The following is a 15,946-nucleotide window of genomic DNA, read 5'->3' as shown; positions in this document are numbered from 1 at the left end:
TGGTTTGTGATGAGTTTACGCAGGGTCCAGCATCAAGCGGGTAAGACCTCAATGCATTCCGGTAGACGATACCAGGATGCGCTCACGTCTGAGTCATCGCTGTTAGGTAACGGGTCTGCTGTACGAACCATAAAGGTAGTCGGGATGCTTCACCGAGGTCCCGAAAACCACCGCATACTGTTTGGGCAGCGAGGCGAGCCTGTTCAGACCCAGATGCGCGGAACTCGAAGTCGCTTGAGGACGCCGGCTGGACCGTCATTCGTTTCTGGGAGCACGAGAGTACGGAGAGCAGCTTGGAACGAGTGGTCGATGCGCTGAGATCAGCGGATCGATAACTCATCTGACGCCCCATCGCAGGTTAGTGGGCCAATAGGCAGACGTAACGGCTACTTTCCGCTACTTGACCAGGGGTTCGACGTTCCATGCCTTGCAGAGCCCGTCACGTTTTGCATGCTTTGCAGGACGCTGGCCACTAGATTTGCCCACTAATTTCCTGAGCTTCGCACCCATCGAAAGTTCGCATGTGGTGGGTTTATGTCCGCTGAATCCATAGCACCTTCATTCTCCGACCGACCCCAAGAACTCTTGCAGTCGAAGCCGAAACCAGATGCTCTTCGTTCGGAGCTTGGGGATCGTAAACCAGTTGCTCATACAGAGTTCTGACTTCCTAGGTACCAAGTCGCGTTCGGTTAGATCATGCGCGGCCAAGTCGCCGATGCTTCAGAGGCAAGCTCAACTTGCCTCTTTTCAATCTCGCTTGCAGTCCAGTCGGCCTGCGAACCAATTTCCTTCGTAAGTTCGTAATTGGACGACGCCAAGACTGGCTTCTTAACATTAAAGGGCCGATTGCCAATCGAGTCGTTCGGAGCTTTCTGAAGCAACGCGTGATTCCCGAGTCGATCGACCCATTGTTTCCCCGAGTCGCCAGGGAACGCAGGCCAGTCGGTCTCAGTTGCCTTCTTGGGCAATACGTGCTCAAGGTTGATTTCGGCCTCGTCTGGATTAGCTACGAATTCGGGCTCCGCTTCGCCTCTCCTTCGGGCTTCGAGTGCGCGAAGATAATATCGCGAGAGAGATGCCTTCAAGACACGAACGCTTGAAAAGGCACTATGGAATTCAGCGTCGCTGGGGATAATCACCTCGAGCCTCGACAGAAGTTCTTCCGCTGTCTTCACTTCGCCTTTTCTCACAGCAACGGCGGCATCGCAATAGGCCTTCTCCGTCGATCCCCCTCCGATGCCACCGACGATGAGCCCGCGCACACCCCAATTAACCGAAAGCCGGAGAACACGTTTTGCTTCTTTCATGGTGAAGTGTTGCAGAACAGCGAGAAGCATAGGTCGGATTTGCCCTAATGCCAGAAGGTTAAGTGTCTCAATGTTCAGCCTTGTTGATTTCCCCCAGGCAGACCAGTAGTCGTCATCACTAGATAACAACGCCGCATAAACCCCGGCACCGGACTCGATTTCAGTCGCGAATTCAATGGCTTGCGTAGCCGTCGTGACGTGACTCTTAATCTGCTTATACAAGTAGGCTTCCCGCGTCGCCCCGCGCTTCGAATTCCAGAGGTGCCTAAGATAGGCAATGAAGAGATCTTGATCTGCATCGAGCGCCCCAAATGCGACAAGCCATTTGTCTCGCACAATCTCAAGCCCATTCGCCTGTTTAGATGCTCGCCCAAACAGGTAGTTCTTCAAGAGATCGGAAAGCGTGAGGTTTGCGCCGCGATCATTCAGAGTTTCGAAAATCATGAAGGCGTCAGACTCACTTGGAACCTTTACGTAGATGACGCGGAGGCCCGACTCAATAAATTTCCTCCACCGGACAAAAGTGTCAACCCAGTTCGTTCCGGCTTGCTCTGCTTGCTCTTGCACAAAGGAACGAATTTTCTCGTTGGCATTTTCAAGAAGTCGATGAGAGTCACGTGTGGCCCCCACTGCTTCAGCATCAGGCACAACGAACTGCCTGAAGAAATGGTCATCCTCAGCGTTTAGGACAAGCTTCGGAACATGAGCGCCTTCCTCGTCCGAGAACATATTGAGGTACTCAGAATTGATCGCATTCGCTCGCGCATTCTCACCGTGCTCTTCGTAGTAGTCCCGCATCGCTGCTAGGAAAAGCGTCGTCGTGGCCAGCCGTTGCTGACCATCGATAATGGTCAGCCTGGCACCTTCTTCTGAGGATAAGACGACAGTTCCCATGAAATGCTCTCTCTGAGAAGAACCGAAAGCATTCTTTATGTCGGAGCAAAAATCATTGATCTGATCCGTCCCCCAAGAGTACGAACGCTGGTAGAGAGGCACCTGAAGAATCTCGACCTTGAAGAGGTAGCCTATGCCTTTAAGATCAAAATCTATTTTGTTCGACATTTGCGCCCCTATTTCCTCGGTCTGTCTTCTCTCCTCACCATACCTTCTTGCGGCTCGAAGCGGGGACCCCCAACGCTCCCTGGCCATGCCTGAGGCAGAGTTCCACGCGCTAGCGCTCAGCCCCCAGGCAGACGGATTGGCCAATTCCTATCTTCGACTAAGGTTTAACGTTCCGTTTCTTGCAAAGCTCCTCACATTTTGCATGCGTTGCAGAGGTGGGCCACTAGGTTGGCGCATTCCGCGATGCTCCGAACTGGGAGCCTCTATACCACCCCCCACCGAAGCCGCTCTGGCGGCTTGATAAAGGTCTTACCCTTCTACGGATGCGCTTGAATGGCCTTATGACTGACCCCATTGCAGAACTCGAACAAGCGACACGCGTCGTCGCAGGCCTCTTCACTGGACCCACATGCGTCGAGGCGACTGCGCTCCTCCTCGAGGTAGCGATGCAGCTGGGTCACAAAGTTGAGGCGAGAGCCGTCTCCCTGTTCGCCACCGATCTCGAAACCGGGCACCAGGTGACCGGCCAGCGCGGTCAGGCATTCGGCGAGTCCTTCCTCGCGAGGCGGGGTATCTCGGCTCCGCTCATCGAGACCTTCGCAGGTGGCACCCCCTTCCAGATCTACGCCGGCCACATGATCGTCGTCTCCGAAGAGTTCGGGCTGCTCATGGATCCGACCTTCGACCAGTTCGAGCCGCTTGGCGAACAAGCCACCCCGATTTTCGCTCAGAACGTGAGGCTTCGCAGTAATAGCTACTGGCAAGTTATCTCGGACGATCTCTACGTTCGGTACTTCGCCGCCGATGAATTCGCTGATCTCGACTTCAGCGAGGCCCGTGCGCAGACGACCGGTCGGGCCAAGAAGATTGCTGCGCACATCCGTGGATCTCGAACCTGAGCGTGCCCTGGTAGACGGATTCGGCGGTCTCCAAGCGCCAGGGCAAACAGGAAACGCGGTATTCGATTGGTACCTGCTAGATAGCTAGTCAGCCTCCCGTCGTCACATATCCGTGCTAGAGCTAGATGGTGTTTGCACGCTTGTGCAGAGCATTCAGAACTTCCTCGATGACCAAAACCGGTAGGTCAAGGGATTCGATTTTGCGGGAGGAGATCCATTCGAGGCATTCGGCGGGCGAGAGATTGTCACCGACAATGTGTTCGGAAAGCGCGACAACGCTAGTCCGGGAGAGCCCCAAGCTCATCATTGACACCTCAGTGATACGGGAGACTCCGAGCTCCATCATCATGGCAATGTCTCTTGATCCCTCTGCGCCCGGATCTGGTGGGATAGCTTCGTTCAAGACATCGGAATAGCATGCTAGAAAGAGCGGACCCTCAAACCGTGCGTACTGCTCGACATCTTTGAGCACGTTACGAATCTCTACTGGAAGACTGTGCTTCTTTCCGTTCCGCCGCAAATAGCTCAGGCGGCTAGCTATGAGCACGGCGAGAGGCCGCCCTCGCATCCACTCCACAAAGAGCAGAGCGAGAGAGTAGTGCCGGCCTTCGTTTGAGGTGAAATCGGCTCCGAGGAACGTGAAGCATATCTGGATGGCGCGTATGTAGGAGTTGAGGGCGTCGTAGCTTTCAGGCGGGGCCAGTTCAAACTCATCTCTGCTGCCGACTGATTGGAAATGATCGAATAGACGCTGGATAGAGATCGGGCTGATGCCTGCGTGAGTCTGCAGCGTTTCAGGAGAGACGGTAAGTGATGACAATTTCTCATCGACGAGCTCGGAAAGCGCAGTCTTCTCTTTGGCGTCAACCTGTAGCCAGGGCAAGTCGTTTAGGTCTTGTTCTTGCCTTCGAGCAGCTGCAAGGATGCCGAAGAGCGCCTGCAGGATAGGGTCTGTTCGCGAAATGCCGACCGGAGTGCCTTCCTGGATGTACTGGTGCAGCTCGAGGTATTTGCGCGGGAGTGTGTCGGTGGCCCTCTCCAATGGCTGTCGGGAACGGCGAACTGGAACTTCGCTCCAGATGCTCTCTGACTCGGTATCGATGCAGACGATGTTGCCCTGGAACTCCACACCCCAACGTCCTGCCCGGCCTGCCAGATTCCAGAAATCTGGAGCGGACATGAGGGTATTGTTTCCTTTGCGCGGTGCCCGGACGAAGAGATTTTGGCAGGGCAAGTTGACGCCTTCGAGGAGGGTGGATGTGCAGACGAGATAGCGAATATCTCCAGTGCGGAAGAGGCGTTCTACGGCCTCACGAACCAGAAGTGGCATGTTGCCGTAATGGAACGCCACTCCTTGCTTCAAATAGGCGGCAAGGAGATATTGGGGGTGGATGGTCTTCTCGACCAACTCCACCACGTCGAGGGTGTCTTTCGTCACTTGCCAGCTGGACGAGGAGAGAGCGTCGCATATCTGACCCGCGATCTTCTCTGCTTCTGCGGCTCCATTGGCATAGACGACGTTGCCTGAGTGCTCGCTGCCAAGTGCGACGGCGACGAGGGAGAGCCGCTTACTCTCGGGAACTGGACGAGCGGGCAAGTCGAATTCACCGATCGGCATACGTTCGCCGTTGACGAGTGCGACCATGTCCCAAAGCATTGGGTGGTACCGCCGCTGATTCACATGAATCAATGTCTGGTTCACAGTAACTGTCTCGCTGAGCAAGGCCGTCGAAGTGCCCGGAACTCCTTCTACAAGCAGTTCAGGGTTTGAGGTGAGAGGGCTGGCGAAGATGATCTTCGGCTCGCCGCGTCGCGCCGCTTCGTCCAACGTCCTTTGGAGCAAGACTCCGCGGGTCCCATCGCTCAGTTTCTGAGCTTCGTCTACGAAGATGAGATCGAAAGTCATCCTGGGGTGCTTGTGCAGCAGAATGTGCAATCGCTCCTGGGTCAGAATGAAGAGCTCGTGCGGGCGTTCACCCACTCGTGTGTCCCACGGCATAGTAGTGACCGTGGCGTTATCACCAAGAGCAGTTTCGAGTTCTCGACTGACTTCCTCAATCAGCGCCCGAGTAGGCACCAGATACACCGCACGGTAACGCGAACGATTCGCGATCTGGGTGGCAAGCCATAACCTAACAATGTGAGATTTGCCGGCTGAGGTCGGCGCGGAGACGCTAGTCCACCGGGCCTCCTCAGCGGCGCTCCAGAACTGGCGTTGGAAATGGTTCACCGGCATGCGACGGTCTCCGCCGTCGACGCTGAGCTCTAGTGTTCGTCGGATGAGGTCGAGTGACAGCGGGCTCGCCCCGATGTTGTCCTTCCGATCCTGAGTTAGACCCTTCTCAAGGGCGAGGTCAGCCGCCCGAGCATTGCCGAGGCGTCTCAAGAGATACTCCGCTGCCTCCTTCTGCTGCGTGGACGCATCAACGTCCTGAAGGCACCCTTGCACAATGCGTAGTGCACCCGACTGGATCGATTCAGGAGCTTGGGTCGTCACGAGGCTGGCTGCAAGGAGGTGACGTTCCCAGTCGATGCTCGGAGTCGGGTCGTCGGGGCGTACGTTAGCGAAGACGCTGCGTGTGGATTTGAGGGTGGAAAGACGGACTCCCTCAGCGAAAGCAGTGAGGACCGCGACTTCGCCCCAGTATTCGTCGTCGTTCATCGGTGGCTCAGAAGGTCATTGAATGCGGTTCGAAGCTCCTGCACTGAAGGCAAGGGCATGCAGAAGAACTCGATTTCAAAACCGTGAATGGCGCGATTCTGTACTCTCGTTCCGACGCTCTTCGACCATGCGTCGATACGTTCTTGAACGGCTTCAACGATGGTGGCTTTGTCCTCTCGAAATGGATCTCCATGAGCGTCGTGAGTGAAACCCACGAGGCAAGCGCCGCGCACCTCAAGCCCCAGACGCTCGGGAGCGTCGTCGGTGAAGTACTGCACGAGTTTGAGAGAAAGGTCACGGTCTCCGGCGTCAAGATTTTCGCGCACGAGCACGAGATCGCGATGTGCCGTCCCAGCCCCGTCATCAACGAGAAACGGGGCAATGCTCTCAAGACAATCAGTCATCGCGGATTGCACATCTCCATAGAGTTTGGACTCACCCCAGTAAACTGCGAGGCCGCCGTCCTCCCGAATCGCTGCGTGCACACCGTCCACGCCGTGAATCGGCATCGCTGTGTTCGTCTTCAATGGCATCTTGCACAAAATCTGCGGGATGTTCAGCTCCGCTTCGAGAAGAAAATAGAGCAGGAGCTCGCCTCCCTCGCCAGACGTCTCGGAGTCCATGAACATCCTGCGAGCTTCTTCTTGCAGTGTCATCATCTGAACGTTTCCCCCTTCCCGAGCATCGCGTGCACGGGCTTCCTGAATTCGAGAGCGAGGGATGCAGTAGTCGACGATGCGGTAGTAGAGGTGTCGCGCCAATGCCGTTGTGCGATGCCGGCCGTTTGCGTCTAGCGCGAGCCAGTGGACCCGGTAGTTCACGCGCGTGTCGGGGATGGTTCGTTCCCCTAGGACATGGAAGAACGATCGCGTCTGCTCCGATGTGCCAGCGGCGATGTCGTCCAGTGCAATCAGTTGAGTCATGGTCCCTCCATAGCTCAACATATCGGGAAATGACCTACATCGTCAGGAAGGACTCTCCATCAACGCACAGATCTAGTCTCCAATAAGCACGCATCGAAGAAAGAATGATGTTGCCCCTATCAGGGAGGGCAACGTCACAAGAAGTTTCAGCCGTCAGCCTCTGATGTGCAAAGCTGCGATTTCAGGTGACTCCACCTTCATCGTCATCCCTCTTCTCGCCGTGCGGATCCGAGTGCTCATAGAGCACGCTACCGACGAGTCCTTCAACAGAGATCGCCGCAGGGTCCGGCTCTGGGCGGCCTTCGACTTCAGCCAGCCGCACGGCAGAGAGGTAGGCGAGCCGCACGGCCTGGATCACAAGCACGCGACGCAGGCCGTCAGATACCTCGCCACGTTCATGAGCAACAGCAGCAAGGCGCGCGATGGTCTCAGCGCGGCGGGCGATGCGCACATCCGCATGGCCTCGCTCCCTTCGCGTCTGCTCGGAGATCAACGGGAAAGTGTACGACTCGGGCAGTTCCACCCGCGTGGAGATCGGCGGAATCTTCTCGTTGAGGATTGCTCCGAACTTACTGTCTTCGATCGCAGCTAGATACGCCGAGTACTCATATGCGTCGAGCAGCCTGAGTGCGTCGTTGTCCTTGGCGGAGACTCCTTGGAGTTCCCAGACGGGCCACATTCTCACTTCAGCGACCTCGAAGATGTCAAGGATTCGCATCGCAACGGCGTCAGTGCGCTGGTTCGTCAAGTGACGATTCAGGCGAGTAGCAAGCTGCTCGTGCGTCTGGCCGACGTAAATCGGCTCTCCGTCGTAGTCGAAGAAGGCATAAACGCCCCACTTCGCTGATGAGATCTTCCTGCCTTGATCGTCCTTGGCCTTCTTCGCCTCGTCAAAAAGCTGCCGGAACTCTTGAACAAGCGGTGCTGGAAGATCCTTTTTCCGAGGCTTGGAATGGCCTCCGCTTTGTGGCGACGCTGTGCCCCGGCTAGCCATTCGCGACTGCCTCCTGGATTTCACTCGCAGAAGCGAACTTTCCGCGGATCAGCGGCATCAAGTAGTTCTCCGCGAGCCAGGAGACCGCGGGCACTGCGACAGCGTCTCCGAACCCGAACAGTGCCTGGCTGTTCCTCGCGGCGCTCAGATCGTAGTCGCCGGCCCCCATGAGCCGCGCATACTCGCGAGGAGTCATCCAGCGAACCTGTAGACGCTTACTCCCGAGACGGACAACGGCCTGCTTCGATGAACCGCCGCGCGCAGTTCGCAGGCAACCCGAGATGTCATCCGGGCGAACTTCCCAGACAGCGACGCCATTGCGAGTGCGTCGGTATGCCGTCCGATACTTCACGCCAGGGCTTCGCTTCAACGCCATCACGCGATCACGCTGCATGGGGGAAAGCGACGAAGTGAACGCCTCAGTGCGGTCCGCATCCCACCAACGCTCATCATTCAACGACATGTCTTCCACTACCTCGCCTAGGCCTTCTGTCTTCGGGGCTGGAGGAGTTGGGAGCTTCGCGCGATGGGTGCGGAGAGTCTTATCGCCGTAGACCCATTGGAGCCAGTCTGGTCGCAGATCGGAGTTCGGCTCCGCAACGTCTTCCGGCGGGTTCTGTGCGCCGACGAGGAACAGTCTCGGCCGTGACTGCGGCAGGAAGCGTCGTGCGTCAATGGCAAGCACGTCCACCGAGTAGCCCAGGTCGTTGAACTCTCGAATTGCAGCGGTGAGATCGTCTCCGCCGTGCGATGTCGCGAGACCGACGACGTTTTCCAGAACCACTACCTCAGGTCGGTCGTAGTCAAGCTCTCTGAGTAGCTTCGTGAAGTGCCAGAACGTCCCGGACTGCACGCCCGCGAGTCCTGCTCGAGTGCCGGCGAGCGAGAGGTCAGTGCAAGGAGAGGAGGCCCACGCAAGTTCGGCATCTCGCGGGAGGTCTTTCGCCTTGACCTTGCCGATGTCTCCGAGGGCGAATGAGTGATCCGATGACTCGGCGAATTGGGCGTCGTACATGGCCTTTTTGTCAGGCTCGTAGTCGTTCGCCCATGCAACCTGGAAACCGGCTTCTTCGAGTCCCATACGAGCTAGGCCGATGCCTGCGAAGAACTCAAGCACCCGAGGTCGGGCTGCGCTGATCGGCGTGACATTTCCCATGCGGCTATCGTACTGGCTGCCACTGTCATTCACGTCGAGACACATCGGCACTGGCTTCCAGCGGCCGTGATCAGGGCTCCTCCTCGGCGAGCGATCCAGGTCTTCCTCCTTCGTCATTGACAGCGGGCCCCGCTTCTTCGGCGGAGGCGGATCTAGAGCGGCTGCCTGAGTGCGTGAGCGCGCCGCTTGACCGCGACGGCGGTTGTGATCGCAGCCGCGATCTCCTCCGAGCTCTGGTGCTCCCAGTACCGCAGCACCGTCCAACCCTCCGCTTCGAGCAAGCGGTTCGTCTCGGCGTCGCGGTCTCGATTGCGAGTGATCTTGCCCTCCCAATAGGCGGCGTTGGCCTTCGGCATCACGAAATGGAGTTCACAGCCATGCCAGAAGCAGCCGTCGAGGAAGACGGCGACGCGAAACCGGGTGAAGACGATGTCCGCTTTTCTCCTGAGTGCGCTGATCGGTCGGAAGTCGACTCGATCGCGAAGCCCTTGCGCGTGCAGAATTCGGCGGACGGCAAGTTCAAGCTCCGTATCTCGGGAGCGGTTTGCCTGCATCGCGCGTCGAGCCTGTTCGCTGGACGCCCAGGACTCTGCCGTGCCCTAAGAGTAGGTCTAATCTGCGCTCATCGGTAGGCGATCTGAGCCAATGCCCTTGTCACATTGGTTCCCATTTCGGAACTGAAGTGGCATCAGCCTGCGTAGTAGCCGCGGTGGGTGTTCTCCTTGATGAAGTTCATGAGCGATTCTCGGGAGACGTACTTTCGTGAGCCGATGCGGGTATGTTCCAGCTCGCCTCGGTTCGTGAGCTCGTACACGGCAGAGTACGGGATGCCAAGGGCTGCGCCGGCGTCTTTCAGGGAGAGCAGCATCGGCCCGGTCTCTGAGAGGAGATTCGGGCGGATTACCGTGGTCTGCTCCGCTTCGACGATCTCGACTTCGGAGGCGGTGGTTTTCCAAGCGCCGAAGTAGCCGTAGGGGCGTTCGAATTCTTCTTGCACTTTCTGCGCTGCGTGTTCTTCATCGGTTGCGCGTACCCATCGTTCGGCGACTTGCACCCGGGTCACGACGACTTTGTACTTCATGTAGGTCTCCTGCTTGCTCACTTGCCGCGTCGGAATCTTGCGTGGTTTCGCTGGCTTGGGTTTGCTGATTCTCCGCATGGCTTTCACGGTCGCCCCGGCCCGTTCGTCCGGTTCAGCATGCAGCGTGACTTGCGGTTCAGCGCTTGTAGCCGGCCCCCGTGACTTTGCTTGGGTTTGAAGTTCTCTCGCCTCGATGTCTGCAGGAACGGCAGCGGGCCAGGCCTTGCCTCGGTCAGTGAGCTGAGCGCGCCACTGAGCTCCGTGACCCGAGATCTGCACTAGCCCGCGGCTTTGCAGCGTGCGGGCAGAGATGCGGTGTCCGAAGTCGCCGTCCAGGTAGACCCCGTCGGGGCTTCCTGCTTTGATCCATTTGAGCACCGCGATCTGAGCAGCGTTCAGCACGATCGTGCTGCGTGCCTCTGGATCGTTCATCAGCTGCCCGAGGAGTTCAGGTCCCTAGCGCTTGTCCGCGAACGGGTCAACGATGCTGTGCGCTCCGTGGTCCGGGCAGACGAACATGATGCGGATACCGTACCTGTCTGCGCCGCTCGGCTCGGGAACGCAATCGCCGCCGCATACCCTGCAGGTGCGGTATCCGCTGTCCGGATCCCATACGCGGATTTCCAGGTCATCCGGAATCTCGATGCCGTTGTCCTCCATGTTCCGACCCTACGTGAAGACCTGGGTTCTGGGAACCGCGCCCCACCGATCGTGATCGGGCGCGGTTCCCGCGCGTGCTGGGGCGGCTATCCGCCGAAGCGCGGCTCGCCAACCAGTTCCTCGCGAGACCGCAGATGCGACAGAAGAGAAAGGAGCCGCCCCGCCACACCGGACCCCACCTCTAATAAGCAGCCTGCCGTGCTCGGCTTCGGGGAGGGGCCGAGGTCTCAACCTGCCCAGAAATTGGCCCACTAGATTTCCACTTTTTGACCCACTAGACCCGTCGCGCACTCCTGAGTGGCTGAACGCAGACGGTTCCAACGAACCCACTTTTGGGGCTATAGGACAAAAAGTGTGTAACGAATCCCGATCTACCCGCACCAGCATGCCGTAGTACGAGGTTCGCTATACCCCGGCACCATTAACCGTGCCGAAAACAACCAACTCGTCCACCTGTCTGGTATGCGGCAACGCGCTCGTGAAGAACGGTTTCACGAGCGCGGGAACCAGGTGCTGGAGATGCCTGAACTGCGGCAGCTCCTCAACCAGGAAACGGGCAGACCTCACCCGCCGGCACACCCTCGACCGGTTCCTGTCCTGGCTCCTGGGCAAGGACTCACAAGCCGAAGCCGCGGAACGAGTCTCAGACCGAACCTTCCGCCGGGAGATCGAATGGTGCTGGCAAATCAGGCCAACGCTCCCGACCGTGACGATACCGCCGAGGTGCGTGATCGTGGACGGAACGTACGTTGGTGGATGGTGTCTCCTGGTCGCGCTCGATGAGGACCTCACCCCGCTCGCGTTCCAGTGGTGCTCGACCGAAACCCAGGCCGCGTGGGGTGCGTTGTTCGCGCAGATCCCTGCCCCACTCGTGGTGGTGTGTGATGGCGGGCCAGGCCTGAACGCGGCACTCAAAACAGTGTGGCCGGATACGCGCGTGCAGCGTTGCATCTTCCACGTCCTGATGAACATACGCACCCATCTCACCTGGAGACCCCGCACCGTTGCTGGGCAGACGCTCCTCGCGCTCACAAAACAGCTTTCACAAGTACAAACGCCAGAGGACGCTCTCGGCTGGCTCAAGCGGTTGAACGCCTGGCATTCGATCTACGGACGCCTCACTCGTGAACGCTCGTACGCGAGGCGCAGACTCAAGGACGGGTCATGGGACTCACCCACCGGGAAACAGTGGTGGTACACCCACGACCGGCTTCGGAAGGCGTACCGGCTCCTCACCGAGATCCAACGCCGCGGACACCTGTTCACTTTCGTTCAGATCGATATCCCCAGAACCACGAGCGGCCTCGAGGGAGCCTTCAACTCGGTCCTGAAAACACTCCTCCGATTCCATCGCGGAATGCCCACCGTCCATCAGAAACGCGTCGCGGAATGGTTCGCTCTAAAACAAGCAGGACTGCTCCAGACCGCGCACTCGTTCATCACGCACGAAGTGATCAACCCGCCAGTGAACCCACGCCCCCGGTTCACGGAACCAGACCCGAGCCCCGAGCTCTACGGCACCGGCCTTGACGCCAGCGAAGGCCTCTGGCTACGCAAAGGATGGGGAGGGCGGACCTGACACGCCCAACGGTTTACACACTTTTTGTCCTATAGGCCCACTTTTGGACCCAGTTAGACCTGCGGCGGAGACCATCAGAAACGAGAGAAGCCCTGACGAGAAATAGCTTCTCATCAGGGCTTTTTCGTCGGGTTGACAGGATTTGAACCTGCGACCCCCTGACCCCCAGGTAAGAAGCTGACCGATTTACCCCACTTGACCGGGGTTATTCTCTTTCTCACGTTGCACAGCGCGTCACAGATTTCATGCTTTGCAGGACGTTGGCCACTAGATTGGCCCACTAGAATCGCAGTTCCGGCGACGCCACGAGATGAGTTTATGTGGGGTTTACGTCAGCCGGCTCGGCGACGATCCCTAATTCGGTCCCAGGCGCTCCCCGTTTCGTCTTAGAACGGCGATTCATCGCCACTCGCGTCCGGTGGCGGGAGCGGACTCGACCATGCCGTTGTTATCGACATAGTTCGACTATTGGGAGCAAACCGTGATTCCAGTTCGTCAACACTGACCATCACAGGGATCTGCGCCGCGACACCAGACAGGATGCAGGTGCCAGTTGGAAGAATCGGCATCGATTCGAATGACACCCGATCCAAATAGGACACCGCTTTCTCAATCGCCCGGATGTCCAAGTCATTGACAAGACGATGCAAAAAGTAGTTATGCAATTGCGAAATAATGGTTGGCGAGATGTCATGCGGACGCTGGCTTGCGATAGTTAGGAAGACACCGAATTTTCTGCCTTCTTTGACGATTTCCTCGAAGGTCTCCAAACGATAGTCTCGCCAGGCTTCGTTTTCTCGAGAGGAGTCCAGTGAGAGGATGTTGTGCGCCTCGTCAATGATGAGGTTGAGGTGGCGATCGTTCGCTTGGTCGGTGATCTTCTTAGATTCGTAGAGGTGGCGACAGAGGATCATGGGAATGACCTTGCGCATCTCAAGATTCACGTCACGGAGCGAGACGACGGTAAGCGGCTTCGAGGCTACGGTGTCATCTGAGACTGTGATCAGTCGTTTAATACCGTGGATCTGGCTGTGAAGACGCTTCATGAGCGGGCCAATGTGCTCGCGGTTCACAAACCCGCCAATAACATCCTTATAGAACTGCAGAACGAGTTTGAACCTGACAAGGTCGACGTCGGTCACTGCGGAAAAGTCTTGAGTGACAGCCTTGATCTTGTTGGCGATGAAATCTTCCCAGTCTTGGTCGGAAGACCATTTTGGGTTTGGGCCTCCCCAAAAGAAGTTGTGGTTCCGAGTGAAATAGTTCAGGTTGGTCTTGAAGTCCTGAACCATCGCTTTGAAAGAGCCAGAGGCCGTTACACCCAGGCATTCTTCAATCTCTTCAAGGAAGTTGTGCGGCAGGAGTCGATCCATTGACGGGTCGGTGCTCTTGGTTGCTCTCGCTACAGTGTCTCCAATCACCGCGAGCAGTGCGGATGAATCTGGAAGTAGGCGATCCCAGAAATCCCCTCTCAGAACACGCGACACGAACGGCGCTTGAGTCTTCTCTGTAGCGCCGAGCAAGATCGACCAGAACACGGGATCGTTTACGGCGGACGAGGGAAGCGGCAAGCGATCCCCGGAGGTCGTTCGAGTTGATAAGCGGTATTCAGCCTTGAGTTCGTCCTCGATGATTACCGACGCGCCATGGTCATCGTCACCTTCGGCGTCACGGTTGACGTATTCGCCGTTGAAGTCAATGAGCACGAACTGGGATCTGTATAGGAAACCTGGCTGACTGCCGTACTGCTTGAAGAGCTCGTGATAGAGCTTCGCGAGCGAATATGACTTGCCGCTTCCTGTGTTTCCGAACACTCCGATGTGGCTTGCGAATATCTTGTCAACCCCGATGCTGACTGGCTGCGTAGGCTCCATTGCCAGGACACCCAGCGGGATCGTTGGGGTCTTCGCGTCAGCAAATGTGTGAATAGCCTGGAACTCGTTCTCACTGAGGATGAAGCATTCGTTATCGAGGAGAGGCATCTCTCGGACGCCTCTCTGGAAGCGGCCGTTCTCGAAGTATCCAACCAGGCTCACCTCGAGCTCACGCACAAGGCTGTCGACGTTTCGCTTGTAATCGGGCGAGGCGACTCGCTCTTCTCGTATGCGTTCACCGTCGACCGAGGCTACAAGCTCTCCAAATCCCTTGGCGATCTTGATGTAGCTCCCAACGGCGATGTTCCGTACGATCTCTCCCTGGTAGAGAAGATGCGCACTGTTCTTGAGTTTGTCGACGGCAACACGTATTTGTCGCCCCTCTACGGCGACGACTCGTCCAACACTGAATACGGCATCTCGTTTCAGAGTCGCATTCTCGTCAAACACTGGCCAAATCCCCGGCAGCGGAGTCAAGCTTGAGCTCGATGATGTGGTCTGGAGACGGTGTCTTCTCAATCAGCACTTGCTCAAGGAAGTCCTCCACAACGGTACCGAGTGAGAGCTTCCGCTCATCCTCGCCCTTTTCGGGTTCCGCAGGACGCACGAAAAGGATGTTGCCGTTCTTGACCCGTTCCATGGGGAAGAGTTGTTTGATCTCTTTGTAGGAGTCGCGATCGTAGCAAAAGACAATCACTTGAAGAGTAGGGTTGGTCGCAGCTGCCCGCGTCACTAGATCAAGAAGATGCTCGTCGCGGAACGAGAAACCGTGAACGAACAGGGCGCTGTTTTCCTTCTCAAGCTCGTTCGCAAAGCGACGAAGGAGCTCATAGTAGGTCTTATTCAGAACCGTGCTCGCGAACTTGGTTTTCTCGGGGTTGACGATCTGGAGTCGCGAGTATGCCTTGACGAAATCTTTGACTTCATCGCTACGCACTTTTCCTGCTGCCCGTCTCCTCAGCCTGACCGCGTCTACCTGAGCAGGCCTAGTGATGCGAATCAAGGAGGGCCTCGCCGCCTCATACGCCGCTTGCACCCCTTGCACCAGTTTGAGCTGGTGGTCAAAATAGATGTCGTCGCCTTCGCCTCGCCAGGCGGCCGAACCGTGAATTTTAAAGAGATTGACAGTGGGGATCTCTGATCGGTACTCGAAACGGCCCCCTTGTCTATATCGGAGGGTGCTGTATTCGCCGAGGTCGAGACGTGGTCGAATTTTGCCGGAGAACCCGTCATTGGTATCAATCTCGAGGAGTTCGAGTGCCACTTCTGACGCCATGTCGACGTTGGTCGTAAACAAGTTGACTTGTTTGCCGAGGAGAGTGCTCCGTCGCCGCAACAGGACGCGGTTGAGAACGGCCATGAACCGCGCGTAGGTTTTGATCAGCGACTGCGCGCCGGCGTCAGTACGGGCATTCAGAAGTTTGGCATTCGGGACGAGCACCTTGTGGAAGAAGTATCCCTGCACTGAGGCCCGAGCAAGTCTGGTTTCTTCGTCAGCAGTCCGAAGTGCAGTGAGCGCTTTTTCGACATCTCCGAGAGGTTCGAAAAATGGTGCGGAGGTACCTGCGCCGATAAGAAAATTCAGGTGGGAATCTTGGATGATCGTTCGGAGTCGATCGATCGAGATACCGGTTGTTGCTTCCTTCTCGACCGGAACTCCTGGGCCGATGCGCAGCTGACTCGACATTCACGCACCTTTCTTCATCTCTGGGCTCCAAGCCTACTTATACGTGTTCAGTGTTTCGTTGC

At 57.3% G+C, this 15,946-nt stretch carries 11 protein-coding genes and 2 pseudogenes; 3 read left to right on the top strand and 10 right to left on the bottom strand.

Going from position 1 to position 15,946, the window contains the following annotated elements; all coding sequences use genetic code 11:
• Window positions 1-254: 254 nt before the first annotated feature.
• Window positions 255-335 (top strand): annotated as a pseudogene (locus FB468_RS17705) (hypothetical protein); the annotation flags it as partial.
• Window positions 336-689: 354 nt separating this feature from the next.
• Here FB468_RS17705 and FB468_RS14175 read toward each other — a convergent pair.
• Complete coding sequence (locus FB468_RS14175; RefSeq protein ID WP_170219743.1) at window positions 690-2,369, bottom strand: DUF262 domain-containing protein; 1,680 nt, start codon at window positions 2,367-2,369, stop codon at window positions 690-692.
• A gap of 341 nt (window positions 2,370-2,710) precedes the next feature.
• Here FB468_RS14175 and FB468_RS14170 point away from each other — a divergent pair, with 341 nt between their 5' ends.
• On the top strand, window positions 2,711-3,268 hold the full coding sequence (locus FB468_RS14170; RefSeq protein ID WP_141887903.1) for a hypothetical protein: 558 nt from the start codon (window positions 2,711-2,713) through the stop codon (window positions 3,266-3,268).
• A 121-nt stretch (window positions 3,269-3,389) separates the two neighbouring features.
• Here the strand turns inward: FB468_RS14170 and FB468_RS14165 are convergent, their stop codons facing one another.
• The 7 genes and pseudogenes from FB468_RS14165 to FB468_RS14135 all read right to left on the bottom strand — a co-directional run bounded on the left by FB468_RS14165 (window position 3,390) and on the right by FB468_RS14135 (window position 10,744).
• On the bottom strand, window positions 3,390-5,930 hold the full coding sequence (locus FB468_RS14165; protein WP_141887902.1) for a DEAD/DEAH box helicase: 2,541 nt from the start codon (window positions 5,928-5,930) through the stop codon (window positions 3,390-3,392).
• Window positions 5,927-6,853 (bottom strand): HamA C-terminal domain-containing protein, encoded by a 927-nt coding sequence (locus FB468_RS14160; protein ID WP_170219742.1) that lies wholly within the window; start codon window positions 6,851-6,853, stop codon window positions 5,927-5,929. Before FB468_RS14160 ends, FB468_RS14165 begins: the two co-directional genes overlap by 4 nt.
• Window positions 6,854-7,034: 181 nt before the next feature.
• On the bottom strand, window positions 7,035-7,847 hold the full coding sequence (locus FB468_RS14155) for a GIY-YIG nuclease family protein (protein ID WP_141887900.1): 813 nt from the start codon (window positions 7,845-7,847) through the stop codon (window positions 7,035-7,037).
• Window positions 7,840-9,003: a DNA cytosine methyltransferase gene (locus tag FB468_RS14150; RefSeq protein ID WP_141887899.1), complete on the bottom strand. Its 1,164-nt coding sequence runs from the start codon at window positions 9,001-9,003 to the stop codon at window positions 7,840-7,842. The genes FB468_RS14155 and FB468_RS14150 overlap by 8 nt, the downstream gene beginning before the upstream one ends.
• A 152-nt stretch (window positions 9,004-9,155) precedes the next feature.
• Window positions 9,156-9,569 (bottom strand): annotated as a pseudogene (locus FB468_RS14145) (very short patch repair endonuclease); the annotation flags it as partial.
• Between the two features lie 122 nt (window positions 9,570-9,691).
• A complete protein-coding gene (locus FB468_RS14140; RefSeq protein ID WP_141887897.1) occupies window positions 9,692-10,516 on the bottom strand; it encodes a helix-turn-helix domain-containing protein in 825 nt (274 codons plus the stop codon).
• A 24-nt stretch (window positions 10,517-10,540) separates the two neighbouring features.
• On the bottom strand, window positions 10,541-10,744 hold the full coding sequence (locus FB468_RS14135; protein ID WP_141887896.1) for a hypothetical protein: 204 nt from the start codon (window positions 10,742-10,744) through the stop codon (window positions 10,541-10,543).
• A gap of 427 nt (window positions 10,745-11,171) precedes the next feature.
• On the opposite strand from FB468_RS14135, the gene FB468_RS14130 reads away from it, so the two are divergent.
• Window positions 11,172-12,323: an IS1249 family transposase gene (locus FB468_RS14130; protein ID WP_141885794.1), complete on the top strand. Its 1,152-nt coding sequence runs from the start codon at window positions 11,172-11,174 to the stop codon at window positions 12,321-12,323.
• A 386-nt stretch (window positions 12,324-12,709) separates the two neighbouring features.
• On the opposite strand, the gene FB468_RS14125 is transcribed toward FB468_RS14130, so the two are convergent.
• Both FB468_RS14125 and FB468_RS14120 read right to left on the bottom strand, forming a co-directional pair.
• On the bottom strand, window positions 12,710-14,647 hold the full coding sequence (locus tag FB468_RS14125; RefSeq protein ID WP_125099268.1) for an ATP-binding protein: 1,938 nt from the start codon (window positions 14,645-14,647) through the stop codon (window positions 12,710-12,712).
• Window positions 14,640-15,884, bottom strand: a complete 1,245-nt coding sequence (locus FB468_RS14120; protein ID WP_125099267.1) for an SIR2 family protein — start codon at window positions 15,882-15,884, stop codon at window positions 14,640-14,642. The genes FB468_RS14125 and FB468_RS14120 overlap by 8 nt, the downstream gene beginning before the upstream one ends.
• Window positions 15,885-15,946 lie beyond the last annotated feature (62 nt).

It is taken from the genome of Leucobacter komagatae, assembly GCF_006716085.1.
Lineage (GTDB): Bacteria > Actinomycetota > Actinomycetes > Actinomycetales > Microbacteriaceae > Leucobacter > Leucobacter komagatae.
Note: the sequence above shows the minus strand (reverse complement) of the source record. Positions and strands in the feature narration are given on the sequence as shown.

Bases quoted from the DNA above. Each gene is read 5' to 3' on its own strand.
- FB468_RS14170 (WP_141887903.1), top strand. From the start codon at position 2,711: ATGACTGACCCCATTGCAGAACTCGAACAAGCGACACGCGTCGTCGCA.
- FB468_RS14120 (WP_125099267.1), bottom strand. From the start codon at position 15,884: ATGTCGAGTCAGCTGCGCATCGGCCCAGGAGTTCCGGTCGAGAAGGAA.
- FB468_RS14135 (WP_141887896.1), bottom strand. From the start codon at position 10,744: ATGGAGGACAACGGCATCGAGATTCCGGATGACCTGGAAATCCGCGTA.
- FB468_RS14150 (WP_141887899.1), bottom strand. From the start codon at position 9,003: ATGGGAAATGTCACGCCGATCAGCGCAGCCCGACCTCGGGTGCTTGAG.
- FB468_RS14140 (WP_141887897.1), bottom strand. From the start codon at position 10,516: ATGAACGATCCAGAGGCACGCAGCACGATCGTGCTGAACGCTGCTCAG.
- FB468_RS14155 (WP_141887900.1), bottom strand. From the start codon at position 7,847: ATGGCTAGCCGGGGCACAGCGTCGCCACAAAGCGGAGGCCATTCCAAG.
- FB468_RS14175 (WP_170219743.1), bottom strand. From the start codon at position 2,369: ATGTCGAACAAAATAGATTTTGATCTTAAAGGCATAGGCTACCTCTTC.
- FB468_RS14165 (WP_141887902.1), bottom strand. From the start codon at position 5,930: ATGAACGACGACGAATACTGGGGCGAAGTCGCGGTCCTCACTGCTTTC.
- FB468_RS14160 (WP_170219742.1), bottom strand. From the start codon at position 6,853: ATGACTCAACTGATTGCACTGGACGACATCGCCGCTGGCACATCGGAG.